Genomic DNA, 23,734 nt, shown 5'->3' with positions numbered 1-23,734 from the left:
TGTTCCTTTGATTTTTTAATAACCTAAATTGAGTAAATTATAAAAAATTTAAACTATATTTTTTCTTAAAAAAATATAGTTTTTATCTTTTTTGTGTAAATTTATAAACATTGAATTTATTTAAAAAGCTGATTTGTTCTTTATTTCAAAGCCTTAAAGCAAAATTTATCATCTCGTGAGCCAGCCTTTTTGTAATTTTTGTTTTAAAATTTAAAGCCAATTTAAAATTATTTTGTATTTCAAGAAAGCTTAGAAATTCTTAAGCTTCTACACTTAAGCTAAATTTTGTATTTTGACTTAAATTTAAAGCTATATCTTTTACAACACTTACCAAGCCTTGAAAGTCTTTCTTTTCAAGCTCACTTTTGTCTATACCTAAAAATGAAGCACTTTTTTCTAGGAATTTATCTTTAAAATCTTCAAAAAACTTATCAAATTCTTCTTGTTTAAAACTGCCATTTGTATCAAAAAGCTCAGGGAAATTTGATTTTAGTTTTTCTAGTTCTTCTTTGTTTAAGCCTTCAATGCCCTCTTGTTTAAGTTTGTTTATGAGGTCTAAGTTTTCTAATTCTTCCATTAAAAAGTCTATGATAGTTTTTGCATTTGCGAAAGGATCTCCTCCAACTCTAGTAAAATGTTCTTCTGCTCCGTCCTTAGCGTCCTGCACTCTTTCACTGTAGCTTAAAGCTTCGCCGTATTCTACTATGCCGTCTAAATTTTTATCATTTTTTATAGTCTTGTCAAGTTCTAAGGCTAGGGTAGGGGAGGTAAATTTACCCTCATTATAAAGAGTTTTTTGAACTACTTTAAAATTTGCTGGTAAGCCATCTGCTTTGGAGGTATAAAAAGATCCGATTTCTATGTAACTTTCAGTAAAAGTGTGATCAAAACTTAGGATTTTGTCTCCATTATAAGTCATATAGCCACCTGCGTTAAATCCGCTTCTAGTCTCATCAAGCTCACTTTTTTCCATAAAGCCATCGTTATTGCTATCAGCTTTTAAATAGCCTCTTTGATAAGCTATATCACCATACCAAGCAGATACGAATTTTTCACTTTGTCCGCTTAAAATATAGCTCTTATCTTTTCTTTGATAAAAATCTTGCGAACCAAAATTTTCTTTTAAAATTTCTAAGCTTTCCTCACTTAAGGCACTTTGGACTAAATTATGAGTTATAGGATCTCTAAAATATATAGTTTGAAGCTCTTTTTGAGCTTCTTTAACCTTTTCATCTAGTTCTTTAGGCTTTAAATTCTCATCTAGTTTGTTAAGCTCGTTTTTGTTTAGTTTTTCAAAGCTAGAAGCATTTTTTAAAGACTTATAAACAGCATTATGATTTACAAAAGAGCTGTATTTCATCTGCGAAAAGTCTAGTTTAACGGAATTTAAAGCCATTTTACACCTTTAAGCTAGCATCGACAAATTTTAAAAAATCTTTAGTTTAAACTTAAAATTTTAAGAAAAATCCACAGGATCCATGTCAATGATAAGATCCTTATCAAGACTATAAGCTAGCCTTGAAGCCTTGATCAAAGCCTTATAAGAGCTTGAGCGAAGTAGGACATAAAAGCGAAATTTAGCGTTGATATACTCGATAGCACAAGCCCCACTTCCTACGATTTCAAGCTCTTTGATATCTTTTAAATTTAAGGCTATGTTTTGACATAAAGCTTAAAAATTCTTAAGCTTCTACACTTAAGCTAAATTTTGTATTTTGACTTAAATTTAAAGCTATATCTTTTACAACACTTACCAAGCCTTGAAAGTCTTTGTTTTCAAGCTCACTTTTGTCTATACCTAAAAATGAAGCACTTTTTTCTAGGAATTTATCTTTAAAATCTTCAAAAAACTTATCAAATTCTTCTTGTTTAAAATTGCCATTTGTATCAAAAAGCTCAGGGAAATTTGATTTTAGTTTTTCTAGTTCTTCTTTGTTTAAGCCTTCAATGCCCTCTTGTTTAAGTTTGTTTATGAGGTCTAATTCATCAATACTTTCAAGGAGTATATCTAAAGGGTCTTTTAAATCACTTAAAATTGTGTTTTTGCTAGCACTATAGTTTATGCCATCTATCATTTCTTGTTTTATTTCGCTTAAGCTTAGCATTTCTTTAAGGATTATAGAGCCATTTAAATCTTTATCATTTTTTATAGTCTTGTCAAGTTCTAAGGCTAGGGTAGGAGAAGTGAATTTACCCTCATTATAAAGAGTTTTTTCTCTTTTTGTTACATTTTTTACCTTTTTGTAAGTAGAAAAATCAGTAGGATCAGCAATTAAAACCATATCATCTTTTTTTAAATAAATTCCAGCACTTGCAAAAGCACTTCTAGTCTCATCAAGCTCACTTTTTTCCATAAAGCCATCGTTATTGCTATCAGCTTTTAAATAGCCTCTTTGATAAGCTATATCACCATACCAAGCAGATACGAATTTTTCACTTTGTCCGCTTAAAATATAGCTCTTATCTTTTCTTTGATAAAAATCTTGCGAACCAAAATTTTCTTTTAAAATTTCTAAGCTTTCCTCACTTAAGGCACTTTGGACTAAATTATGAGTTATAGGATCTCTAAAATATATAGTTTGAAGCTCTTTTTGAGCTTCTTTAACCTTTTCATCTAGTTCTTTAGGCTTTAAATTCTCATCTAGTTTGTTAAGCTCGTTTTTTCCTTGAGCGTTTAGGCTCACATTTTCTAAGGCTTTGTAAGTAACGGTGTTTTGGATTAAACTAGTATTAAATTTAGTTTCTGAGAAATTTAAAGCCATTTTACACTCCTTAAATTATTTAGCCCTTGCCACCATCAACCCAAGTCGTAACACCATAATAAGTTTCACAAGCCCAATTAGCAAGAATTTTCTGTCGTTCTGCGCCATTTTTGGCTGTATTTAAACAAGCCATATAATTTTTATAATTTTGCTGTGGTGTTAGATAAGGATTACCCCAAGCAAACGCACTTGAACTTCCTAGAAGTCCAGCAAAAGCCACTAAAATGAAAAATTTTTTCATTTACTCTTCCTTTTATTTCTTATTTCAAATTTGATATATAATGAAATCATCATCAAATCAAACTTAAATATAAGTCAGTGCAACTATCGACAAATTTTAAAAAATCTTTAGTTTAAACTTAAATTTTAAGAAAAATCCACAGGATCCATGTCAATGATAAGATCCTTATCAAGACTATAAGCTAGCCTTGAAGCCTTGATCAAAGCCTTATAAGAGCTTGAGCGAAGTAGGACATAAAAGCGAAATTTAGCGTTGATATACTCGATAGCACAAGCCCCACTTCCTACGATTTCAAGCTCTTTGATATCTTTTAAATTTAAGGCTATGTTTTGACACAAAGTTTCAGCTTTTTTCTTGTCTTTATCTTGAATAATCACTCTTAAAAGCCTTGAAAATGGCGGATATAAAGGATTTCTAGCCTCAAGCTCATCTTGCAAAAAGCTATCATAATCTTGTATATATTTTTCAAAAAAGGCTCTTTGCTTAGTTTGTATCAGCACCCTTGCATCGCCCTTTCTTCCGGCTCTTCCAGCTACTTGCATAGCCAAAGCTAAGCTTTCTTCAAGGGCTTTGTAATTTGGACGGAACAAATACTCATCAAGCCCCAAAATCACGCTCAAATCCACACTATGATAATCATGCCCCTTAGCAAGCATAGAAGTGCCAACTAGGATTTGAATTTTACCCTCGTTAAATTCTTTTAAAATTCTTTCAAGCTTCGTAAAACTCGTGATCTCATCGCTATCAAATTTATGGATCACCACACCTTTAAATTCATCTTCTAAGGCATCTTGCAAGAGTTTTACAAGCTCGGCTGTTCCCATTTTTCTAGCCTCAAGCAAGCTTCCTTGACAATGAGGACAAAGTTTTATTAAAGGCTCGCTAAAACCACAATAATGGCACTTTAAAGCATTTTTATTTTTATGCAAACTCAAACTTATACTACAAAAAGGACATTTGATACTTTGACCGCAATTTTGACACATTATTTGCCTAAAATTTGCCCTTGTAGGAAGAAAAATTACCGCTTGTTTTTTAGCTCTCAAACTTCTTCTTATCTCCCTTAAAATAGTGCTTGAAAGACAAAGCTCATTTTCATCAAAGATAAATTCTTTCTTGCTTTCAAAAAAAGTGCCTTTGAGTCTAAAAGAAGGCTGTTTATAAAAGCTAGTAAGGCTTGGGGTTGCTGAGCCTAACACAACCCTTGCCCCTGTTTTGCTACCTAAAAAAAGGGCTAGATCTCTGGCATTAAAACGAGGATTATTATTTGCCTTATAAGAGCTTTCATGCTCCTCATCAACGATGATAAGACCTAAATTTGAAAAGGGCAAAAAAAGAGCTGATCTTGCTCCAACTATGAGTGCTATATCTCCATTTTCTAGGCTTTCAAGACTTTTTTTCTTCTTAGGCTTAGTAATCTTAGAATGCCATAAAAAAAAATGATCCTTAAAATACACATTTAAACGCTTTGAAATTTGCGAGCTTAGGGCGATTTCAGGCATTAAAAATAAGGCTTGTTTGCCCTCTTCTAAGCACTCTTTGATAAGCGTGATATAAATCTCAGTTTTTCCGCTACCTGTATCTGCAAAAAGCAAGGAACTTTGCTGTGTTTTGATAAACTCAAGAGCTTTTTCTTGATCTTTGCTAAGAGTGGGTTTGTTAAGCTTTGTGATTTTTTTGCATTCATATTTTTTGCTTGTTTCAAAAAAACCCAGCACAAAACCCAAACTGCAAGTATAATAATAACTAATGAAAGAAGCTAGCTCAAACTGCTCTTTGCTTAGGCTTTTGTCTGTGCTTTCAAGTATGACTTTGGTGTTAAATTTAGGCTTTTGGCATTTTTTAAGAACTATGGCTGGAATATTTTTTTTATTTGCTAAATCAACTAAAACCTCGCTTAATTCCTCAAGTTCAAGCTCGCTTTCATAGACAAGGTTTTGAAGATGATAGCCTTGAAGGGCAAGTTCGTAGTAATTCATAGAAGTTCTTTGCAAAGTGCTGAATTTAAGCATTCAAAACTCATATCACTTGGCTTATACACAAAGTCAATGAAATTTTTAGCACTAAGATAAAAACGATATCCATAGTTTGAGGTTTTTATCCATGCTTTTTTACTTGAAAAAATGGGACTTGCAAGCAAAGAAGCATTGCAACACTGCGTAGTTTTGCAGTTTTGAATTTGAGCATTTGAACAAAAAAATAATTTTTCATTTTCTAAATCAATCTTTGCTTCATCTAAGACATTGACATTTGCATTGATATTTTTAAGATAAAAATCATTTTGAGCGTAGGCTAAGGCACTTTTGATAAGCTCAACATCGCTTTTAAGCTTTATCAGTTTTGCATTACTTTGTGTAAAATGAAAATACGAAAAGGCTATAGAAGCCAAAACGCCAAGTATGATAAAAACAAAAACAAGTTCTAGCATGGAAAATGCTTTTTTCATGGCTTATTAGGGTAATTCTTTATTTAGGGTTCTAACAAGTTTATTTATTTCTTTTTCTAAAAGATAGTTTCTATGGCTCTTTTCAACAAAAGCCTTAATCAAGGACTTGAGTTCTATTTTTTTTGTTCCACCAGAAATCAAAGCAATATCATCTTCTAAAACTTCTGCAAATTCCTCGCTACATCTAACTATAAAATCTTTTGCATTTACATTGATAACAACTTGTTTTTCATTTGCCAAGTGTAGCCTCTATTTTTTTCATAATATCCTCACTAGCGATATTTTTACTTTTAAGCTCTTCTTCAAGGCGTAAAATTTCATTCGTTTTGGCTTCATTTTGTGCCTTTGCACTGACAAGTTCATTTCTCAAATTTTCATTTGTTTCTAAAAGTTCATTATATCTTTCTAAAAGTTCATTGACCTTATCGGTTAAAGTATTGATAATCTTGTCATCATACATTGCTTTTTGCCTTTAAAAATTTTTTCATAATTGTAGCAAAAAAGCTTAAAATTTTGAATATTTTAAGTAATTTTTTGTAAAATTTTTGTTTTTTAAGGCAAAGATATGTTTGATTTAACCAGCGAGTTTAAACCAAGTCCTGACCAAGCTCAGGCGATTGAGGGCATAGTAAAAAGCATTAAAAAGGGCAACAAATACCAAACCTTGCTAGGCGTTACGGGTAGTGGAAAAACCTTTACTATGGCAAATGTGATCAAAGAGCTTAATATGCCAACCTTAGTGATGAGTCATAACAAAAGCCTTTGTGCGCAGCTTTACAGCGAATTTAAGGGCTTTTTTGCGAAGGACTTTGTGGAGTATTTTATAAGCTATTATGATTATTATCAACCAGAAGCTTATATACCAAGAACGGACATTTTCATAGAAAAGGATAGCTCGGTCAATGAGGATTTGGAAAGATTAAGGCTAAGTGCTACGGCTTCTCTTTTAAGCTATGATAATGTGATTTGCATAGCTAGCGTTTCGGCAAATTATGGGCTTGGAAATCCAAGTGAATATGTTGGCATGGTCTTAATCTTTGAAGAGGGCATGCAAATTTCACAAAAAGAGCTTTTAAAAAAGCTTGTGGATATGGGCTATAAGAGAAATGATAGCTTTTTTGATAGGGCTGATTTTCGTGTAAATGGCGATATTGTAGATATTTTTCCGGCTTATTTTGAAGATGAGGTGGTAAGGCTTGAGTTTTTTGGAGATGAGCTTGATAAAATGTATTATTACAATGTCTTTGAAAATAAAAAAATCAAAGATCTAAAGAAATTTATACTCTATCCAACGAGTCAATTTAGCGTGGGCGAAGTAAGGCTTAAAGAGGCTTTAAGGGGTATAAAGGCTGAACTAAATGCCCGCCTTGCTTATTTTGAACATGAAAATAAATTAGTTGAATATCAAAGGCTTAAGCAAAGGGTTGAATTTGACATAGAAATGCTTGAAAGCACAGGTATGTGTAAGGGCATTGAAAATTACGCCTTGCATTTGACAGGTTTAAAGCCAGGCGACACACCTTATACGCTTTTTGATTATTATGCTATTAAAAATCAAGATTTTTTGGTTATAGTTGATGAAAGCCATGTGTCCTTGCCTCAGTTTCGCGGCATGTTTGCAGGGGATAGAAGCAGAAAGCAAACCTTGGTCGATTATGGTTTTCGCTTGCCCTCAGCCCTTGATAATCGCCCTTTAATGTTTGATGAGTTTATCAATAAAAATTGTAAATTTCTTTTTGTCTCAGCTACTCCTGCCCCTTTAGAGCTTGAGCTAAGTGGGGCAAATGTCTTTCATCAAATCATGCGTCCAACAGGGCTTTTAGATCCAGTAATAGAGCTTAAAGATAGCGACAATCAAGTAGAAATTTTATACGATGAAGCTAAAAAAGTCATTCAAAGAAATGAAAGGGTTTTAGTTACAGTGCTTACTAAAAAGCTAGCCGAGGAGCTTAGCAGGTATTATTTAGAGCTTGGGCTTAAGGTTAAGTATATGCACTCAGATATTGACGCTATCGAGCGAAATGAGCTGATCCGTGGGCTTAGAACAGGGACTTTTGATATGCTTATAGGTATAAATTTACTTCGCGAGGGACTTGATCTGCCTGAAGTTAGTCTTATAGCCATAATGGACGCTGATAAAGAGGGCTTTTTAAGAAGCACAACAAGTCTTATTCAAACCATGGGAAGAGCTGCTAGAAATGTAAATGGCAAGGTCTTGCTTTTTTGTAAAAAAATCACAAAATCCATGCAAGAAGCTATGGATATAACAAATGAACGCCGCAAAAAGCAAGCTGAATACAACAAAAAGCATAAAATCACGCCAAAATCAGTGCAAAGAAATCTTGAAGATAGCCTTAAAAACGAGCTTGATGAGGCTGAAATTTACCGCAAAGGGCTCAAGCTTGAAAAAATGCCAGCCAAGGAAAGGGCTTCTTTAGTTAAAGAGCTTAGAACTCAAATGCTAGAAGCTGCAAAGGCACTTGAGTTTGAAAAGGCTGCCTTGCTTAGAGATGAGATCAAAAAGCTTAGAACACTTTGATCATTCGTTTAAAAATTAACTTGCAATTTTAAAATTTAAAATCCCAAATAAAAATTTCATTTGGGATTTAAGGCTTAAACTCTTGCTTTTCTTAGCTTTTTGATAAAAGGTGGAACGACAATAATCAAAACTGCACCAACAAGTAAAACTTGAGTGATCACGCTTTGCCAAAGTATTGAAAAATCGCCATTACTTATAGAAAGCGCTCTTCTTAAATTGACTTCCAACTGCTCCCCTAAAACAAAACCAAGTATAAGAGGAGCCATTGGGAATTCAAGCTTTCTTAAGATATAACCTAGAACACCTATGATGAAAATAAGTACCAAATCAAAACTTGTGCTATTGATAGAATAAACACCAATAGCAGAAACTATAGCAATAACAGGTGCTAAGCTCCATAAAGGAACTTCCAAAATTTTAACAAATAAACCTATAAAAGGTAGATTAAGTAAGAGTAAGACAATATTTGCGATCAACAAAGCAGCAATGAGTCCCCATACCACATCAACTTGTGCTGTAAACATAGTTGGACCAGGAGTGATATTATAAAGTGTTAAAGCTCCCATCATAACAGCAGTAGTTCCAGATCCTGGTAAGCCAAGAGTAAGCATAGGAATAAAAGAGCCGCAAGCTGAAGCATTATTTGCTGCTTCAGGAGCTGCTACACCTTTTAAGTCTCCTTTGCCAAACTGCCCCTTTTCTCCAGCTATTTTTTTCTCACTCATGTAGGTTATAGCACTTGCTATAGTTGCACCAGCTCCAGGTAAAACACCCACAAAAAACCCTACAAAAGAAGATCTTATGATAGTTGCAAAGCAAGAAAAAAATTCTTTCAAGCTAACCAAAAGTTTGCCTGTTTTTTTGATAATACTCTGACTTGTATGTGTATTTTCAAGTATAAGCAAAAGTTCACTAATAGAAAAAAGTCCCATGACCAAAACAACGAAAGAAATTCCATCTGAAAGATGTGGGCTATCAAAGGTAAAACGATAAACACCTGTGTTTCCATCTATACCTATGGTTGTTAAAAAAAGTCCTATAAGAGCTGAAAGCAAAGATCTTATAGGCTTTTGAGCAAGCATACTTCCTAAGGTTGCAAGACCAAAAATAATAAGAGCAAAATACTCAGCAGGACCAAAACTCAAAGACCATTTCGCAATCAAAGGAGCAAATAAAATAATCCCTCCAATAGCGATCAAAGATCCTATAAAAGAACTCAACGCACTGATACAAAGTGCTTTCCCTGCTTGTCCTTTCTTGGCAAGGGGATGTCCATCTAAGGTCGTCATGATAGCAGCTGCATCCCCTGGAATACCAAGTAAGATAGAAGAAATCCGTCCTCCGTATTCACAGCCTATATACACGGTGGCAAGCAAGATAAGTGCTGATTCTGCAGGAAGCTTCATCGCAAAAGCTAAAGGCAATAAAATAGCAACCCCATTAATAGGTCCAAGACCCGGTAACATTCCAACTATAGTGCCTATAAAGCAACCTAGTAAAGCTATGATGAGATTTTGAGGCTCTAAAGCTACGCTAAAGCCTTGCATTAAATACATTAAAGTATCCATTTTAACCCCTTATCCAAAAATATAACCAGAAGGCAAGGTAATTTGCAATAAATCATCAAAACAATAATACAAAATAACACTTGCTAATGCCGAAAAAATCAATGCTTTAATGATATTTGTCCCAAAAAGTAAAGCCATAACAAACATCAAAAGCCCACTACAAATGATAAAACCCAAATACTCAAAGCAAAAAGCGAAAATGAAAAAAGAAAGTACAAGGGCGACAAGTTTTTTTAAAAGCTTGGTATCAGGCCACTTTACATTTGTATCCTCGGCAAAGAAAAAAAGCAAAAACGAACAGAATGTAAGCAAGATCAAAGTTCCTATAGGAAAAGGACGCGGACCTAAAGGCTCATAACTAAATGGGGTAGTTATACCCCAACCTATGTAAATGCCAGCTAAAGACAAAACAATCAAAATAGAAGCTAAAATTCGGGTGCTAATCATTTTCTTACTTTATAAGACCAAATTCTTTTGCTAAGACTCTATAATCTTGCACTTGCTTTTTCACAAAGTCTTCAAATTCTTTGCCTGTCTTCTTAAACTCAAATAAACCTCTTTGTTTGAGTTGCTCTTTATAAGCCTCGCTTTGATGAAATTTATTAAAGGCTTCAAGCCACCAATTATATTCTTCATTAGTTATTTTAGGAGCCATATAATAACCTCTTAAAGTAACCCACTGCACATCATATCCTAATTCTTTTGCCGTAGGAACACTAGCTAAAACTCCAGAAAGTCTCTCGGGTGAAAAAAGAGCTAAAACCCTTACAGATTTTGCTTCTACATGAGGTAAAAGCTCGGCTATGCCTCCACTTAAAACATGAACATGTCCCCCTAAAAGTGCAGAAAAAGCATCACCGCCTCCCTCAAAAGCCACAAAGCGAATTTTCTTCACATCTATACCAGCAGCCTTACTCAATAAAGCCGTTTGCATCCAATCTTGTCCTCCTATAGAACCACCAGCAGCGACACTAATAGAACCAGGATCCTTTTTTAAAGCTGTAATCAAATCTTGAAAACTTTTAATAGGAGAATCTGCTCTTACAGCAACCATACCATAATCAACTCCAGCACTTGCAAGCCATTTAACATCATTTTCATTGTATTTACCATGTTTGCCAGTGGCTATATTAAGTAAAGTTCCACTTGAAAAAGCTGTTACGACATTAGCATCTTTAGCTTTATTTGTGATCATGGTATTATAAGCCACAACACCAACTCCACCCGGTAAATAAGTAACCCTCATGGGCTTAGTAAGAAGTTTGGCATCAAGCATACCAACTTGAATAAATTTACAAGTCAAGTCAAAGCCACCGCCTGGTTGAGCAGGAGCTATACACTCGGGACGATTTGGCTCTTTTGCTAAGGCTAAAGAACTTAGCAAAATCAATGCACAGCATAAAGATTTTAATTTCATGTTTTCTCCTTGTGAATAAATGTATTTGTAAATTCATTATTATACATAATTATTAAAGATTTATTAAAAGTGGGCTTGGTAATTTAAGATTTTTTAAAGAAAATGTAACTTATTTACTCGAAAATAAAATTAAAACATATTTTATCTATACCTGTAAGTATTGATTGTTTTTCATCGCTAAGGATTAAAATAAAGCTTATATTACGATAAAGCATTTAAGTTATTTTAAAAATACTCAAGAAGAAATTTCTAGCTTCATAAAATTCATATGTATAATAAATAATTTTATATCTTATAAATTATTTAAACAATACTAAAAAATAAAGCTAAAACAAGGTAAAAATTACTTTCCTTTAAAGTCATCTCCGCCAAATTTAAGCAAGGCAGAACCCCAAGTAAATCCACCTCCAAAAGCATCAAGTAAGATCAAATCCCCTTTTTTAAGTCTTCCTTTCTCATAGGCTTCATTCATCGCCATAGGGATAGAAGCTGCTGAGGTATTGCCATATTTTTGTATAGTAATCACGCATTTATCATCAGGAAAATTAAGTTTTTCTTGTACGGCTTTGATTATCCTTAAATTAGCTTGATGAGGGATAAAAAGATCTATGTCTTCTGATTTTATATTATTTTTTGCAAGGATTTCAACCACATCATTCTTTAAGGTTTCAACAGCGATTTTAAAAACTTCTTTTCCCTGCATTTTCATTGCTAAAGGTTGAGCATTGCTTGTTTTATCACTTCTTTCTATCTTCAAAAGCTCAGCATATCTTCCATCTGTTGCCGTATGCGTATCAATAATTGGGTATTTATCATCAACGCCAATTACAGCAGCACCAGCTCCATCTCCAAATAAAATACAAATTCCCCTATCTGTATAGTCCATAACCGAGCTTGATTTTTCAGCCCCTACAATCAAAACATTCTTTCTTAAATTACTTTCAACCAAAGCTTTAGCAGTTTCAAGCAAAAAAATAAAACCTGAACACCCTGCACTAATATCAAAGGCACTAATACCCTCAAGTCCTAAATTTGCGGCAATTTTACAGGCAGTTGAAGGCATGGTAAAATAATCAGGGCTCAAAGTTCCAACGACTATAGCATCAATGTCACTTGGCTTTAAATTTGCCCTTTGTATAGCTAGAAGTGCAGCTCTTGTTCCTAAATCACTAGCCTTTTCATGCTCTGCAGCTATACGCCTTTGCTTAATACCGCTTCGTCTAGTAATCCAATCATCACTCGTGTCAATGATTTTTTCTAGATCTTGATTGCTCAAAATATTTTCAGGTATAAATGCTGCTACACTTTTTAAGGAAGCCTTATTTTGCAAAGATGGATAATTCATTTTCTATAACTTTATTAATATTTGATTCGCTAAAATTTAGGGCTTGAAACATAGCATTTTTAATTGCTCTTGAATCGCTTTTTCCATGAGAAATAATCACGCAACCATTTACACCAAGCAAGGGAGCACCGCCGTATTCTTGCCAATCAATATGCTTTCTAAGCTTTTTAAAAACAGGTTTCATGAGCAAAGCACCCAAACTTGCTATTGTAGATCTTTTGACATTTTCTTTAAGAATTTTAAAAATAGCCGTCGCTGTGCCTTCACAGGCTTTTAAGATAATATTTCCGCTAAAGCCATCACAAACCAAAACATCTATACTTCCGTTGAAAATATCGCGTCCCTCAGCATTTCCCACAAAACTACCTAGCTTTTTTAAAAGAGGGTATGTTTCTTTAGTAAGTTCATTTCCCTTTGTTTCTTCTTCTCCATTTGAAAGCAGAGCTACTCGAGGTTTTTTGATAGACATGATCTCCTTAGCATAGGCTTCGCCCATAACAGCAAACTGAAACAAATGCTCGCTTTTACAATCCGTATTAGCACCAACATCTAAAAACAAAGTTTTTCCGCTGATATTTGGCATCAAGGTGGCAATAGCTGGACGCAAAACCCCCTGAAGTCTTCCTATGCGAAGTGTAGCCAAAGACATGGTAGCTCCACTATGACCTGCTGAAACAACAGCTTGAGCTTTTTTACTTCTTACAAGCTCTATGGCTTTATAAATAGTACTTTCCTTATGTTTTAAAGCCTCAGTGGCACTTTCTTGCATAGGAAAAATTTCGCCAGCTTCTTCATAACTTACAAATTCTTGTAAATGTTTAGGAATAAGAGGCTTTAAAAGCTCACTTTGACCTACTAAAATAGCATTAAAAGGTCTTTCTTCTAAGGCTAAAATCAAGCCTTCGATAATGGGTTTTTGTCCAAAATCACCGCCCATTGCATCAATGGCAATGCTTACCATATCTTAATATTCCTTAGTTACAGGATTGACACGATGAGGCATTTTATAAGTGCCATCTTTATCTTTCACAGGCATTACAAGTTTTACCTTATAGTGTGTCCTACGCTTTGCTGCACGAGTTTTACTCACTCTTCTTTTAGGAACTGCCATTTTTACTCCTTTTGTTTAAATCAATTTACATTTTTCACAATAAAAATAATCACTCATATAGGATTCAAATTCATTAAGGGCTATTTCCATAAGATCAATTTGCCCATCAAAAAATTCAATCACATCAGCAAGTTCTTTGGGATTATCCTTATAGATTCCATCACTTGCTAAAATTTGAGTTTTTTCATTTAATTCAAGTTCAAGTTCTTGCCCACAAGAATCACAAAGTTTATAAGCAAAGCCTTTTAATAAACCCTCCACACAAACAAGCCTAGACTCAAGCCTTTTAAGCTCGCCTTCGAAGCTAATATTATCAAAATTTAGCTTAAAGGGATATGCAGATGAACTTATTTTAGCAAAGGCTATTTTCATTTATGAAAGCTCATCAGGCTTAAAGAAAAACTCGATTTCTACCTTTGCATTTTCAAGACTATCACTACCATGAACAGCATTTGCATCGATACTTTCTGCAAAATCAGCTCTAATAGTTCCTGGTTTAGCTTCTTTTGGATTTGTAGCTCCCATCAAGTCTCTATTTTTTAATACCGCACCCTGTCCTTCCAAAACTGAAACAACCACAGGACCACTAATCATAAATTCAACCAAATCTTTAAAAAATGGTCTATCTTTATGAATGGCATAGAAATTCTCAGCCTGTTCTTTGCTTAATTTTAGCTTTTTAAGGGCAACAATCCTCAATCCGTTTTTTTCAAAACGAGCTAAAATTTCCCCAATAACCCCTTTTTTAACTGCATCAGGCTTTATGATTGATAAAGTTTTTTCCATAAAGATCCTTTCTAAAAAATAACAGATATAAACTTGAGATTATACTTATACTTTGTTTAAAAGAAAGTTAAACAATAATAAAAATATAAAAATTGTGTTTTTAAAATGATAATTTATTTTTTTAAGAAAACATTTAAGAATTAAGGATATAATTTCGTTACAAATAAAATTTATCAATTAGGAGAAATCAAATGATTGTTACAAAAAAAGCTTTAGATTTTACTGCTCCAGCAGTATTAGGAAATAACCAAATCGTAGAGGATTTTAATCTTTACAAAAATCTTGGTCCAAAAGGTGCAGTAATTTTCTTTTATCCAAAAGATTTTACCTTTGTTTGCCCTTCTGAAATCATCGCGTTTGATAATAGATATAGTGATTTTAAAGAGCGTGGTATAGAAGTTATTGGAATTTCTGGAGATAATGAGTTTTCTCACTTTGCTTGGAAAAATACTCCTGTAAATCAAGGTGGTATTGGTCAAGTTAAATTCCCTTTGGTCGCTGATTTAACTAAGCAAATTGCTAGAAATTTTGATGTTCTTTTTGCTGAAGCAGTTGCTCTTCGTGGTTCTTTCTTGCTCGATGCTGATGGAACAGTTCGTCATGCTGTTATCAATGACTTGCCACTTGGTAGAAATATTGATGAAATGATAAGAATGGTTGATACTATGCTTTTCACCAATGAACATGGCGAAGTTTGCCCTGCTGGCTGGCATAAAGGCGATGAAGGTATGAAAGCTGATCCTAAGGGTGTTGCTGATTATCTTGATAAACACGGAAAAAAACTTTAAAAACAAAAAGCCTCTATACAAAGAGGCTTTTTAAGACCTTACTTTTTTTCTTAAAAATAACTCTTTTGCAACAATCAAAGCCACACTGATATTTATCAAAACATCAGCCACATTAAAGATCGCAAATTCAAACCATTTGTGCCAAAAAAACATATCTACAACCCCATCCCACAAAAAACGATCAAGTAAATTTGAAAAACCAGAGCCAAGCATGAGAGCAAAGGCTAAAAGATGAGTTTTTAAAAAGCCTTTTTGCCAAAAAAGATATAGAGCTAAGATAAGTAAAAGTGCTAAATGAAGCCATTTTAAATAATGCTCCAAAAAGCTAAACATAGAAAAAGCAACGCCGCGATTTAAAACCAAACGAAGATCTAAAAAATCACTCTCAAAAAGCCCTGTATAAGCAAAACCAAGCTGTAAATGTGTTATAACTTGAGAAAAATTTTGATGACTTAAATTAGCCTGCAAACTTAAACACAAAAGCTTGAAACTCTGATCTAAAAACAAAGCTAAGACAAATAACAAAGCAAATCGTTTTATGATTTGCCTCTTATTTTCACTCTCAAGCATTCAAGGCTTTCTTGAAAAAATCCACCACTATTTTCATTTGCTCATCTAAGAGCCTTTCATTTTTAGCCTCAAGCAAGAGCCTGATTAAATTTTCTGTGCCAGAATAGCGAAAAAGGCTTGAAATTTGCTTTTGTCTTAGGCCTTCTTCAAGCTCTTTAAGCCCCTTTAGCCTTGAAAGCTCCTTTTTTTCCTCTATCTTTAAATTTACTAACCTTTGGGGATAGGGTTTAATCTGGGCTAAAATTTCACTAGCCCTTTTCTTTTTAGTAAGCAAGAGTGCGGAAAATTGAAGAGCAGCAATTAGTCCGTCTCCTGTTTTTGCATAATCACTAAAGACTATATGACCGCTTTGCTCTCCTCCAAAATTGCCCCCATTTTTTCTAAGAGCATCAAGCACAAATTTATCGCCAACCGAGCAAGTTTCAAGCTCTATTTTATGCTTGTTTAAAAACTCTTTCAAGGCCCCGTTACTCATAATAGTAGCAACCACCTTTGAGCGAAGCTTATTTTGCTCTTTTAAAAAAAGAGCTAAGACGCCTAGCAAGCTATCTCCATTTGCAACCTCGCCTCTTTCATCAACCACCACTAGCCTATCAGCATCGCCGTCAAAGGCAAAGCCAACATCAGCACGAAGCTTTTTTACCTCAAGGGCTAAATTTGCAGGGTGTAAAGCACCGCAATTATCATTGATATTTAGCCCATTTGGCTTATCATTTAGCACTATGACCTCAGCTCCAAGTTCTTTAAAGATAGTTGGAGCGACGCGGTAAGCTGCCCCATTTGCCACATCTAAAAGAACGCGTAAGTTTTTTAGGGTCAAATCCTTTGGAAAAGAATTTTTGATAGAAACTATGTAACGCCCTATCACATCATCAATTCTTTTGCTTTGTCCTATATTTTCATCTGTGCTTTTAGCCTCTTCGATAAGCTTATCATTAAAGTAAATTTCCTCGATTTTAGCCTCACTTTCAACCCCAAGCTTGTTTCCGTGAGCATCAAAAAATTTAATCCCATTATCATAGTAAGGATTATGAGAAGCTGAGATCATAATACCAGCGTCACATCTCATATCCTCAGTTAAAAAGGCTATAGCCGGAGTTGGCATAGGTCCTATTTGAATGACATTGTAACCTATGGAGGTAAGCCCTGAAACTATGGCGTTTTCTATCATATAGCCACTGCGGCGGGTGTCTTTGCCGACAAGTATGTTGTTTGTGAGTGATTTTTCTTTAAAATAAATCCCAGCAGCCATAGCAAGACGCATAGCAAGAAAGCTATCTAAAAACTCCCCAGCCTTTGCACGAACCCCATCTGTTCCAAAAAGTTTCATATTTTTAACCTTAAAAAATTTTTGCATAAATTATAGCAAACAAGCCTTAAAAAAGATAAACACTCTTTTTAAATTTAAAAAATAATCCTTCAAAAGAGAGTGAATTTACCTTATCATAAGCTTAAAATGATAAAATAACGCTTTCATTTTACAAGAAAGGAAAAAGATGTTAGAAGGTATCGTTAGAGAGAGTATCGGTAGAAAGGCTTCTAAGGCTTTAAAAAGAGATGGTTATCTAATCGCAAACATCTATGGCAAAGGGCTTGAAAATATAAACGCAGCCTTTAAGCTTAATGACTTCATCAAAGAAGTGCGAAAAAAAACCAGCCTCATTTTTGATGTTAAGGTGGGTTCAAAAACACTAAGCGTTGTGGTTGTGGATTATCAAAAAGATCCCGTTACAGCACAGCTTAAGCATGTGGATTTAAAAGTAGCACAAAAAGGCGTGCTTTCAAAATACATGGTGCCGATAAAGATCACAGGAATAGCGATAGGCCTTAAAAATAAAGGTGTTTTGATCCAGTCTAAAAGAAGGCTTAAGGTAAAATGTGTGGCTGAAAATTTGCCAAATTTCTTTGAGCTTGATGTAAGCAAACTTGATGTGGGTGATGCCCTACTTGTAAGAGATATCGTCGTTCCTAATGGCGTGAGCATCGTTGAGGCTGATAGAGTCGCTGTTGTAGGCGTAGAAAAAGCGAGATGATCTTAGTCGTAGGACTTGGAAATTTAGGCGAAACTTACGATAAAACCCGCCACAATGCGGGTTTTATGCTTCTTGATTTATTTTTAGAAAAACTCAAAAAAGAAAACCTTTCTCAAACTCCCATTTCAAATGCTAAATTTAAGGGCGAGCTGGTAAAGTGTGGCGAACTTTTGCTTTTAAAACCTCATACTTTTATGAATGCTTCAGGACTTAGTGTCAAGGCGGTTAAGGATTTTTACAAGTGTGAGCGTATGGTGGTTTTGCATGATGATATTGATTTAAAGCTTGGGGCTTTGAAATTTAAAAAAGGTGGCTCAAGCGGTGGTCATAACGGACTTAAAAGCATTGACACGCTTTGTGGAAATGACTATGAGCGCGTTCGCATAGGCGTTGGCAAGGATCAAAATGTGATTGATTTTGTTTTGGGTAAATTCACAAAAGCTGAACTTGAAATTTTAAACCCCGTTTTAGCCCACGCCACAAATGCACTAAGTGCTTTAATGCAAAGCGATATCACTCAAGTTGCTTCTAAATTTAGCCTCAAGGCTTAGCATGCAAAGTGTTTTTTTTAGATTTATTTCAGGAATTTATCTTAAGAATTTTTTTATTATTTTTTTTGGATTGCTGGCATTTTTTTTGAGCGTTGATTTGCTCGTTAATCTTCAAAACTTGCCAAGTGCTGCAAATTTATTTTTACTTTATATAGTATTTCTTGCATGCTCAGCCATTCAATACATCTTACCCGTAGCACTTATCTTTGCCTTGGTTTTATCTATGATTTCTATCATTAGAAGCAATGAATTTGTGAGCTTTTGTGCCTTGGGACTGAGTAAAAATTTAATCATTTTATACCCATTTTTATGGGCATTATTTTTTTGTTTTATTTATGTGGCTTTAAATTTTACGCCCTTTGCTTATGCTAGTTCTTATCAAAAAAATATCGTAAATAATGCAGAACTCATGAGACAAAGCGATAATGTTTTTATAAAATATGATGATAGTTATATCTATATCAAAAGCCTTGATCCTTCTAAAAATGAAGTTTTGGGAATGAAAATTTTTTCTCTTAAGGATTTAAATATCAGCGAGGTTATCGATGCTAAAAAAGCTAATTTTCAAGATAGCTTTTGGCTCTTAGAAGATGGCTTAAGTATAAGCTTTCCTGAAAATTTAGAACTTTTAGGCAAAGGACTTGAAGTGAAAGAATTTAAAAATTTACAAGCTTTAAATGATTTTAAACCTAAGCTTATTGAAAGTGTAGCAAGCAAAAGCACATATACGATTATGGATGCTTTAGATAGCATCATTGTCTTACAAAAACAAGGAGTAAATATTTGGAGCGTAAAAACCGAGCTTTATAAACTTATTTTTGCTCCATTTTTTGCGCCTTTTTTAATGCTTATTATTTATTATTTTTTTCCTATCACTGCAAGATTTTTTAATCTTGCTTTTTTAAGCTTTGTATTTTTCATAGTAGTACTTGGAATTTGGGGCTTACTTTTTTTGCTTATAAGACTAAGCGAAGGAAGGGTTTTGCTCCCTGAAATAGGCATTATCCTGCCTGTTTTACTTTTAGCTCTTACAGCCTTAATGAGTTTTCGTAAGCATAAATGATTTTAGCTTAAAAAAGGTTCATTTTTGGATATAATGACATTTTTATAAATAAGGTTTTAAATGGACTATAAAAAATTAAAACAGCAGTATCAAACTCCTTTTTATATTTATGATTTTGATGAGGTTAAGCAAAGATTTTTTGCCCTAAAAGAAGCTTTTAAAGCAAGAAAAGCTCAAATTTTTTATGCTCTTAAGGCTAATTCAAATTTAAGCCTTTTAAAAATGCTTAGTGAGCTTGATAGTGGCTTTGATTGCGTGAGCAAAAACGAGATAGCAAGGGCCTTAAAGGTGGGCGCAAAGCCTTATAAGATCATTTTTAGCGGGGTAGGAAAAAGCGAAGATGAACTTAATTTTGCCCTAGAAAATAATATTTTATATATAAATTTAGAAAGTTATGCTGAAATGCTCTTGCTTGAAAAAATCGCCAAAAATATGGGCAAAAAAGCAAGAATCAGCGTGCGTGTTAATCCAAATGTAGATGCCAAAACCCACCCTTATATCTCAACAGGGCTTAAAAAGGATAAATTTGGAGTAAGCATTGAGGAGGCTAAAAAGATCTATCTTTATGCTAGTAAGGCTGAGTTTTTAGAGCCTGTGGGTGTGCATTTTCACATAGGCTCTCAGCTTTTAAACACAGCTCCTATAGCTGAGGCTGCTAGCATAGTCGCAAACTTAGTAAAAGAGCTAAAAGCACTTAAAATAGAGCTTAAATTCTTTGACATAGGAGGAGGGCTTGGCATAAGCTATGAAAAAAACGAGCCTGAGCCGAATTTATATGATTACGCGCAGGGGATTTTAGCTTCCTTAAAGGGGCTTGATCTTAGCATAGGACTTGAGCCAGGACGCTTTTTGGTTGGAAAAGCGGGCGTTTTAATCACTTCCGTGCTTTATGAAAAGCAAAATGAGGATAAACGCTTCATCATAGTTGATGCGGCTATGAATGATCTTATCCGTCCTAGTCTTTATAATGCTTATCACGAAATTATTTTGCCCTATTCAAGCGGTGAAATAAGCCCTTGTGATGTGGTGGGTGGAATTTGTGAAAGTGGGGATTTTTTCGCCAAAGATAGAGCTTTGCCAAGCACTAAGCAAGGCGATATCATGCTTATAAAAAATGCCGGAGCTTATGGCTTTTCAATGAGCAGTAATTATAATAGCAGAAATAAAGTTTGCGAACTTGCCCTTGAAAATGGCAAAATAAGGCTCATTAGAAAAAGAGAAAGCTTTGAGGATCAAATTGCCTTAGAGCTTGAGTGTTTAAAAGGGTAAAAAATGCTAGCACAAGAAAGCTTAAAAAGCAAAGAAAAAAGCTTATTTTTTACTGAAGATAAGATCAAAATTTATCATGCAAATTCCTTAGATAAAACTCTTTTGAAAGAAGAAAGTATAGATTTAATTGTTACTTCTCCACCTTATAATGTTGGTATTGACTATAGTTCAAATGATGATAATTTAAGCTACGATGAGTATTTAAATTTCACTCATCAATGGCTTAAAAATTGCTATTTTTGGGCAAAAAATAGGGCTAGACTTTGCCTTAATGTTCCCTTAGATAAAAATAAAGGTGGAGTTCAAAGCGTGGGTGCTGATATTACGCAACTTGCTAAAAAAATAGGTTGGAAATATCATAGCACTATTATTTGGAATGAGGGTAATATCTCACGCCGCACTGCTTGGGGATCTTGGCTTAGTGCTTCAGCTCCTTACATTATAGCCTCTGTAGAGCTTATTTTAGTGCTTTATAAAGAGGAATGGAAGAAAAAAATTAAGGGAGTAAGTGATATAAGCAAGGAAGAATTTATGGCTTGGACGAATGGACTTTGGCAATTTAATGGAGAGTCAAAAAAACGAATAGGTCACCCAGCACCCTTTCCCAGAGAGTTACCAAGACGCTGTATAAAGCTTTTTTCCTTTGTGGGTGATACAGTTTTAGATCCCTTTTGTGGCAGTGGTACTACACTTTTGGAAGCTTTGTCAAATAATCGCTTAGGTATTGGATTTGAACTTGATAAGGATTATTGCAAACTTGCAAGAAAAAGAATTTTAGATGAAAGGAACTTATTTTAAATGAAAAAAGCTTTTTCTCAGCTTGATTTAATAATGGAGTTTTTTAAAGCAAATGCGAATAAAGATATTTCTCACCCTGAGGTAGTAGATTGGCTAACAAAAGAATGGTATAAAAGAACAGGCAAAGTTTTTAGAGATCCGGATAGAGGTATTAGAAGCTTACATCAAAAGGGTTATTTGCAAAAAATCAACAAAGGAATTTATCGTTATGATCCAAATTTTGTAAATTTAAGAGAGGATTTAGAGGATTTTACACCAGCTTTGAAAAAGCAAATTTTGCAAAGAGATGATTACAAGTGCGTGATTTGTGGTATGGGTCAAAAAGAAGGTGTAGAACTACATGTAGATCATATAAAGCCTAAGGATTTGGGGGGAAAAGCAAGTTTAGAAAATGGTCAAACACTTTGTAGTAGGCATAATTTTTTAAAGAAGAATTTAAAGCAAACAAAAACCGGTAAAAAAATGTTTATAAGAATGCTAGAAAGTGCCAAGGAAAATAAAGAAAATGAGCTTGTAGCTTTTTTAGAAGAGCTTTTAAGCATTTATGAAAAATATAATATTAATGGGCACATAGTATGGAAAAAGGATAATTAATGTTTTTCCTAGATGTGCAAGGGACCCTTCTTAGTGATAAAGACAAAAGCTTGATCGAGGGAGCAAAGCAGTTGATTGAGCATTTAAATTTAAAAAAACTCCCTTATGTCATCATCACAAATAACACCAAAAAGCTTGATTTTTTGCAAATTTTAAGGCAAAAAGAACTTGCGATAAAAGAAAATGCTTATATCGATCCCTTTTTTGTTCTAAGTACTCTTATGAGGAAGCTTTTTAAAGCTAAGCCCTATGAAAATATAGCTGCCTTTGGAAGCGAGCCTTTTTTGCAAAGTCTTGAAAATTTAGGCTTTAAGCTTGATTTCCAAAGCCCACAAGCTCTTTTGATAGCTAGCTGGGACGGCTTTAACTTTAAAGATTTTGCCAAGATGATAGAACTAGCCAAAAAAGGCGTCAAAGTCATAGCCATGCATGAAACAAGCATTTATAAAAAGGACGGACTTTCTTACCCCGGAGTTGGTGCTATCATGCACATGCTAAAATATGCTTGTGATTTAAAATACGAGGTCGTGGGGAAGCCAAGCCTTGCTTTTTATAAGGAAGCTTTAAATTTACTTAAAAAGCAAGATGAAAGGGCTGAGTTTAAAGATATTACGATAATTAGCGATGATTATAAGGGCGATTTGATAGAGGCTAAAAGGCTTGGAATGAAAACAAAGCTTGTTTTAAGTGGGAAGTTAAGTAGTAGCGATGGGCTTGATAAGAGCTTTTTAGATGGGGTTTATCCTAGTGTTTTGCAGATTTTAAAGGAGCTTGAATGCCTAAAATAAAAGAATTTAGAGATAAAATCGACAAGGTTGATGATGAAATTCTAAGACTTTTAAATGAAAGAATGAACTATGTAAAAAGCATAGGCGAGCTTAAAATGCAAAGTGGAGGCAGTATTTACCGCCCTGAAAGAGAAAGAGCCATTATAAAAAGGCTTAAAGAGCAAAACAAGGGGCTTTTAAATTTAAACGCTATTGAGGCCATTTATGGAGAAATCTTTGCTGTTTCAAGGAATTTAGAAAAGCCTCAAAAGGTTGCTTATCTTGGACCTGAGGGAACTTACACTCATCAAGCTGCAAGAAGCCGTTTTGGTGCTATGAGCTCTTACACAGCCCTAGCTAGCATAGAAGATGTTTTTAAAGAACTTGTAAATAAAGAGGCAAATTATGGAGTAGTTCCCATTGAAAATAATACTGAAGGTGCAGTTGGGCTTACCTTAGACTGCCTTGGAAAATACAGCGAGCTTAAGATCTTTGCTGAGCTTTACCTAGACATTCATCACTCTTTTGTTAGCATTAATGAAAATTTAAAAGAACTTGCTCGAGTTTATTCTCACCCACAAGCTTATAATCAATGCAGAAATTTCCTTGAAAGCCACGAGCTTATGGGGGCTGAGTTTGTCCCTGCTAAATCAACAGCAAACGCAGCCTTTCTAGCCTCAAAGGATAAAAACTCAGCTGCTATTTGTTCTAAAATCGCAGCCAAGCTTTTTAATGTGCCTGTTTTGTTTGAAAAGATTGAGGATAATCTAGCAAATCGCACCCGTTTTTTGATCCTAAGTGATATTAAAAATCCAAGCTTGCCAAATTGCAAAACTTCCATTTTAGCACATACAGCACATAAACCCGGAGGGCTTTTCTTGCTTTTAGAGCAGTTTAAAAAAGAAAATATTAATCTTACCAAGCTTGAATCACGCCCTGTTAAGTCAAAGGAGTTTTTACATAGCTTTTATATAGACTTTGAGGGTCATATTGATGATGAGAATGTTAAAAGAGCCTTGGAAGGTGTTGAGCAAGTTATTTGGCTTGGATCTTATCTTAATGCAGAGAAAAATTAAAAGGAGAAAA

The 23,734-nt window shown here is 34.3% G+C and carries 27 protein-coding genes; 10 read left to right on the top strand and 17 right to left on the bottom strand.

Annotation, left to right across the window (positions count from 1 at the left end):
- Positions 1-259: 259 nt before the first annotated feature.
- The 7 genes from DMB92_RS07475 to DMB92_RS07445 all read right to left on the bottom strand — a co-directional run bounded on the left by DMB92_RS07475 (position 260) and on the right by DMB92_RS07445 (position 5,909).
- The gene (locus DMB92_RS07475) at positions 260-1,396 is read right to left on the bottom strand and encodes a hypothetical protein (protein ID WP_142682434.1); all 1,137 of its coding nucleotides are present in this window, start codon (positions 1,394-1,396) and stop codon (positions 260-262) included.
- A gap of 286 nt (positions 1,397-1,682) precedes the next feature.
- Positions 1,683-2,762 carry a hypothetical protein gene (locus DMB92_RS07470; protein ID WP_142682433.1) on the bottom strand — a complete coding sequence of 360 codons (1,080 nt, stop codon included), beginning with the start codon at positions 2,760-2,762 and terminating at the stop codon, positions 1,683-1,685.
- Between the two features lie 19 nt (positions 2,763-2,781).
- The gene (locus DMB92_RS07465; RefSeq protein ID WP_142682432.1) at positions 2,782-3,003 is read right to left on the bottom strand and encodes a hypothetical protein; all 222 of its coding nucleotides are present in this window, start codon (positions 3,001-3,003) and stop codon (positions 2,782-2,784) included.
- Positions 3,004-3,128: 125 nt separating this feature from the next.
- Positions 3,129-4,982 carry a primosomal protein N' gene (locus tag DMB92_RS07460; RefSeq protein WP_142682431.1) on the bottom strand — a complete coding sequence of 618 codons (1,854 nt, stop codon included), beginning with the start codon at positions 4,980-4,982 and terminating at the stop codon, positions 3,129-3,131.
- Positions 4,979-5,431, bottom strand: a complete 453-nt coding sequence (locus tag DMB92_RS07455) for a type II secretion system protein (protein WP_185900178.1) — start codon at positions 5,429-5,431, stop codon at positions 4,979-4,981. Before DMB92_RS07455 ends, DMB92_RS07460 begins: the two co-directional genes overlap by 4 nt.
- Before the next feature lie 24 nt (positions 5,432-5,455).
- Complete coding sequence (locus tag DMB92_RS07450) at positions 5,456-5,689, bottom strand: hypothetical protein (RefSeq protein ID WP_142682429.1); 234 nt, start codon at positions 5,687-5,689, stop codon at positions 5,456-5,458.
- Positions 5,679-5,909, bottom strand: coding sequence for a hypothetical protein (locus tag DMB92_RS07445; RefSeq protein ID WP_142682428.1), 231 nt, complete (start codon positions 5,907-5,909; stop codon positions 5,679-5,681). The genes DMB92_RS07450 and DMB92_RS07445 overlap by 11 nt, the downstream gene beginning before the upstream one ends.
- A gap of 105 nt (positions 5,910-6,014) precedes the next feature.
- Between DMB92_RS07445 and uvrB the strand changes: the two genes are divergently transcribed.
- Complete coding sequence (uvrB, locus tag DMB92_RS07440) at positions 6,015-7,988, top strand: excinuclease ABC subunit UvrB (protein ID WP_142682427.1); 1,974 nt, start codon at positions 6,015-6,017, stop codon at positions 7,986-7,988.
- A 74-nt stretch (positions 7,989-8,062) separates the two neighbouring features.
- On the opposite strand, the gene DMB92_RS07435 is transcribed toward uvrB, so the two are convergent.
- From DMB92_RS07435 to ndk, 8 genes are all read right to left on the bottom strand, one after another.
- Positions 8,063-9,556, bottom strand: coding sequence for a tripartite tricarboxylate transporter permease (locus tag DMB92_RS07435; RefSeq protein WP_142682426.1), 1,494 nt, complete (start codon positions 9,554-9,556; stop codon positions 8,063-8,065).
- A gap of 9 nt (positions 9,557-9,565) precedes the next feature.
- Entirely contained in the window at positions 9,566-10,003 is a 438-nt protein-coding gene (locus DMB92_RS07430; protein ID WP_142682425.1) for a tripartite tricarboxylate transporter TctB family protein, read from the bottom strand.
- Positions 10,004-10,007: 4 nt separating this feature from the next.
- Positions 10,008-10,973: a tripartite tricarboxylate transporter substrate binding protein gene (locus DMB92_RS07425; protein ID WP_142682424.1), complete on the bottom strand. Its 966-nt coding sequence runs from the start codon at positions 10,971-10,973 to the stop codon at positions 10,008-10,010.
- Positions 10,974-11,316: 343 nt separating this feature from the next.
- A complete protein-coding gene (locus DMB92_RS07420; protein ID WP_142682423.1) occupies positions 11,317-12,318 on the bottom strand; it encodes a beta-ketoacyl-ACP synthase III in 1,002 nt (333 codons plus the stop codon).
- Positions 12,293-13,279, bottom strand: a complete 987-nt coding sequence (gene plsX, locus DMB92_RS07415; protein ID WP_142682422.1) for a phosphate acyltransferase PlsX — start codon at positions 13,277-13,279, stop codon at positions 12,293-12,295. Before plsX ends, DMB92_RS07420 begins: the two co-directional genes overlap by 26 nt.
- 3 nt (positions 13,280-13,282) lie before the next feature.
- Positions 13,283-13,429, bottom strand: coding sequence for a 50S ribosomal protein L32 (gene rpmF / locus DMB92_RS07410; protein ID WP_142682421.1), 147 nt, complete (start codon positions 13,427-13,429; stop codon positions 13,283-13,285).
- A 15-nt stretch (positions 13,430-13,444) separates the two neighbouring features.
- On the bottom strand, positions 13,445-13,801 hold the full coding sequence (locus DMB92_RS07405) for a hypothetical protein (protein WP_142682420.1): 357 nt from the start codon (positions 13,799-13,801) through the stop codon (positions 13,445-13,447).
- Complete coding sequence (gene ndk, locus DMB92_RS07400) at positions 13,802-14,215, bottom strand: nucleoside-diphosphate kinase (protein WP_142682419.1); 414 nt, start codon at positions 14,213-14,215, stop codon at positions 13,802-13,804.
- A 191-nt stretch (positions 14,216-14,406) separates the two neighbouring features.
- Between ndk and DMB92_RS07395 the strand changes: the two genes are divergently transcribed.
- Positions 14,407-15,003: a peroxiredoxin gene (locus DMB92_RS07395; protein WP_142682418.1), complete on the top strand. Its 597-nt coding sequence runs from the start codon at positions 14,407-14,409 to the stop codon at positions 15,001-15,003.
- Between the two features lie 30 nt (positions 15,004-15,033).
- On the opposite strand, the gene lspA is transcribed toward DMB92_RS07395, so the two are convergent.
- Both lspA and glmM read right to left on the bottom strand, forming a co-directional pair.
- A complete protein-coding gene (gene lspA, locus DMB92_RS07390) occupies positions 15,034-15,573 on the bottom strand; it encodes a signal peptidase II (protein WP_142682417.1) in 540 nt (179 codons plus the stop codon).
- On the bottom strand, positions 15,566-16,903 hold the full coding sequence (gene glmM, locus DMB92_RS07385; protein ID WP_142682416.1) for a phosphoglucosamine mutase: 1,338 nt from the start codon (positions 16,901-16,903) through the stop codon (positions 15,566-15,568). The genes lspA and glmM overlap by 8 nt, the downstream gene beginning before the upstream one ends.
- A 166-nt stretch (positions 16,904-17,069) precedes the next feature.
- Between glmM and DMB92_RS07380 the strand changes: the two genes are divergently transcribed.
- The 8 genes from DMB92_RS07380 to pheA are packed head-to-tail and all read left to right on the top strand — an operon-like array spanning position 17,070 to position 23,724.
- Positions 17,070-17,606 carry a 50S ribosomal protein L25/general stress protein Ctc gene (locus tag DMB92_RS07380; RefSeq protein ID WP_142682415.1) on the top strand — a complete coding sequence of 179 codons (537 nt, stop codon included), beginning with the start codon at positions 17,070-17,072 and terminating at the stop codon, positions 17,604-17,606.
- Positions 17,603-18,157 (top strand): aminoacyl-tRNA hydrolase, encoded by a 555-nt coding sequence (pth, locus tag DMB92_RS07375; protein WP_142682414.1) that lies wholly within the window; start codon positions 17,603-17,605, stop codon positions 18,155-18,157. The genes DMB92_RS07380 and pth overlap by 4 nt, the downstream gene beginning before the upstream one ends.
- Position 18,158: 1 nt before the next feature.
- On the top strand, positions 18,159-19,220 hold the full coding sequence (locus DMB92_RS07370) for an LptF/LptG family permease (RefSeq protein ID WP_142682413.1): 1,062 nt from the start codon (positions 18,159-18,161) through the stop codon (positions 19,218-19,220).
- Positions 19,221-19,280: 60 nt separating this feature from the next.
- A complete protein-coding gene (gene lysA, locus DMB92_RS07365) occupies positions 19,281-20,489 on the top strand; it encodes a diaminopimelate decarboxylase (protein ID WP_142682412.1) in 1,209 nt (402 codons plus the stop codon).
- 3 nt (positions 20,490-20,492) lie between these two features.
- Positions 20,493-21,287: a DNA-methyltransferase gene (locus DMB92_RS07360; protein WP_142682411.1), complete on the top strand. Its 795-nt coding sequence runs from the start codon at positions 20,493-20,495 to the stop codon at positions 21,285-21,287.
- Positions 21,288-21,881: an HNH endonuclease gene (locus tag DMB92_RS07355; RefSeq protein ID WP_142682410.1), complete on the top strand. Its 594-nt coding sequence runs from the start codon at positions 21,288-21,290 to the stop codon at positions 21,879-21,881.
- The gene (locus DMB92_RS07350) at positions 21,881-22,669 is read left to right on the top strand and encodes an HAD-IIA family hydrolase (RefSeq protein ID WP_142682409.1); all 789 of its coding nucleotides are present in this window, start codon (positions 21,881-21,883) and stop codon (positions 22,667-22,669) included. The genes DMB92_RS07355 and DMB92_RS07350 overlap by 1 nt, the downstream gene beginning before the upstream one ends.
- A complete protein-coding gene (gene pheA / locus DMB92_RS07345) occupies positions 22,657-23,724 on the top strand; it encodes a prephenate dehydratase (protein ID WP_142682408.1) in 1,068 nt (355 codons plus the stop codon). The genes DMB92_RS07350 and pheA overlap by 13 nt, the downstream gene beginning before the upstream one ends.
- Positions 23,725-23,734: the final 10 nt, after the last annotated feature.

Origin of the sequence: Campylobacter sp. MIT 99-7217 (assembly GCF_006864365.1) — a bacterium.
In the GTDB taxonomy this organism is placed as follows: Bacteria; Campylobacterota; Campylobacteria; order Campylobacterales; family Campylobacteraceae; genus Campylobacter_D.
This window is presented reverse-complemented; position numbering and strand designations above follow the sequence as displayed.

What these genes read in the sequence shown, in the direction of transcription:
- DMB92_RS07475 (WP_142682434.1), bottom strand. Translation starts at nt 1,396, where the DNA reads ATGGCTTTAAATTCCGTTAAACTAGACTTTTCGCAGATGAAATACAGC.
- DMB92_RS07470 (WP_142682433.1), bottom strand. Translation starts at nt 2,762, where the DNA reads ATGGCTTTAAATTTCTCAGAAACTAAATTTAATACTAGTTTAATCCAA.
- DMB92_RS07465 (WP_142682432.1), bottom strand. Translation starts at nt 3,003, where the DNA reads ATGAAAAAATTTTTCATTTTAGTGGCTTTTGCTGGACTTCTAGGAAGT.
- DMB92_RS07460 (WP_142682431.1), bottom strand. Translation starts at nt 4,982, where the DNA reads ATGAATTACTACGAACTTGCCCTTCAAGGCTATCATCTTCAAAACCTT.
- DMB92_RS07455 (WP_185900178.1), bottom strand. Translation starts at nt 5,431, where the DNA reads ATGCTAGAACTTGTTTTTGTTTTTATCATACTTGGCGTTTTGGCTTCT.
- DMB92_RS07445 (WP_142682428.1), bottom strand. Translation starts at nt 5,909, where the DNA reads ATGTATGATGACAAGATTATCAATACTTTAACCGATAAGGTCAATGAA.
- uvrB (WP_142682427.1), top strand. Translation starts at nt 6,015, where the DNA reads ATGTTTGATTTAACCAGCGAGTTTAAACCAAGTCCTGACCAAGCTCAG.
- DMB92_RS07435 (WP_142682426.1), bottom strand. Translation starts at nt 9,556, where the DNA reads ATGGATACTTTAATGTATTTAATGCAAGGCTTTAGCGTAGCTTTAGAG.
- DMB92_RS07430 (WP_142682425.1), bottom strand. Translation starts at nt 10,003, where the DNA reads ATGATTAGCACCCGAATTTTAGCTTCTATTTTGATTGTTTTGTCTTTA.
- DMB92_RS07425 (WP_142682424.1), bottom strand. Translation starts at nt 10,973, where the DNA reads ATGAAATTAAAATCTTTATGCTGTGCATTGATTTTGCTAAGTTCTTTA.
- DMB92_RS07420 (WP_142682423.1), bottom strand. Translation starts at nt 12,318, where the DNA reads ATGAATTATCCATCTTTGCAAAATAAGGCTTCCTTAAAAAGTGTAGCA.
- plsX (WP_142682422.1), bottom strand. Translation starts at nt 13,279, where the DNA reads ATGGTAAGCATTGCCATTGATGCAATGGGCGGTGATTTTGGACAAAAA.
- rpmF (WP_142682421.1), bottom strand. Translation starts at nt 13,429, where the DNA reads ATGGCAGTTCCTAAAAGAAGAGTGAGTAAAACTCGTGCAGCAAAGCGT.
- DMB92_RS07405 (WP_142682420.1), bottom strand. Translation starts at nt 13,801, where the DNA reads ATGAAAATAGCCTTTGCTAAAATAAGTTCATCTGCATATCCCTTTAAG.
- ndk (WP_142682419.1), bottom strand. Translation starts at nt 14,215, where the DNA reads ATGGAAAAAACTTTATCAATCATAAAGCCTGATGCAGTTAAAAAAGGG.
- DMB92_RS07395 (WP_142682418.1), top strand. Translation starts at nt 14,407, where the DNA reads ATGATTGTTACAAAAAAAGCTTTAGATTTTACTGCTCCAGCAGTATTA.
- lspA (WP_142682417.1), bottom strand. Translation starts at nt 15,573, where the DNA reads ATGCTTGAGAGTGAAAATAAGAGGCAAATCATAAAACGATTTGCTTTG.
- glmM (WP_142682416.1), bottom strand. Translation starts at nt 16,903, where the DNA reads ATGAAACTTTTTGGAACAGATGGGGTTCGTGCAAAGGCTGGGGAGTTT.
- DMB92_RS07380 (WP_142682415.1), top strand. Translation starts at nt 17,070, where the DNA reads ATGTTAGAAGGTATCGTTAGAGAGAGTATCGGTAGAAAGGCTTCTAAG.
- pth (WP_142682414.1), top strand. Translation starts at nt 17,603, where the DNA reads ATGATCTTAGTCGTAGGACTTGGAAATTTAGGCGAAACTTACGATAAA.
- DMB92_RS07370 (WP_142682413.1), top strand. Translation starts at nt 18,159, where the DNA reads ATGCAAAGTGTTTTTTTTAGATTTATTTCAGGAATTTATCTTAAGAAT.
- lysA (WP_142682412.1), top strand. Translation starts at nt 19,281, where the DNA reads ATGGACTATAAAAAATTAAAACAGCAGTATCAAACTCCTTTTTATATT.
- DMB92_RS07360 (WP_142682411.1), top strand. Translation starts at nt 20,493, where the DNA reads ATGCTAGCACAAGAAAGCTTAAAAAGCAAAGAAAAAAGCTTATTTTTT.
- DMB92_RS07355 (WP_142682410.1), top strand. Translation starts at nt 21,288, where the DNA reads ATGAAAAAAGCTTTTTCTCAGCTTGATTTAATAATGGAGTTTTTTAAA.
- DMB92_RS07350 (WP_142682409.1), top strand. Translation starts at nt 21,881, where the DNA reads ATGTTTTTCCTAGATGTGCAAGGGACCCTTCTTAGTGATAAAGACAAA.
- pheA (WP_142682408.1), top strand. Translation starts at nt 22,657, where the DNA reads ATGCCTAAAATAAAAGAATTTAGAGATAAAATCGACAAGGTTGATGAT.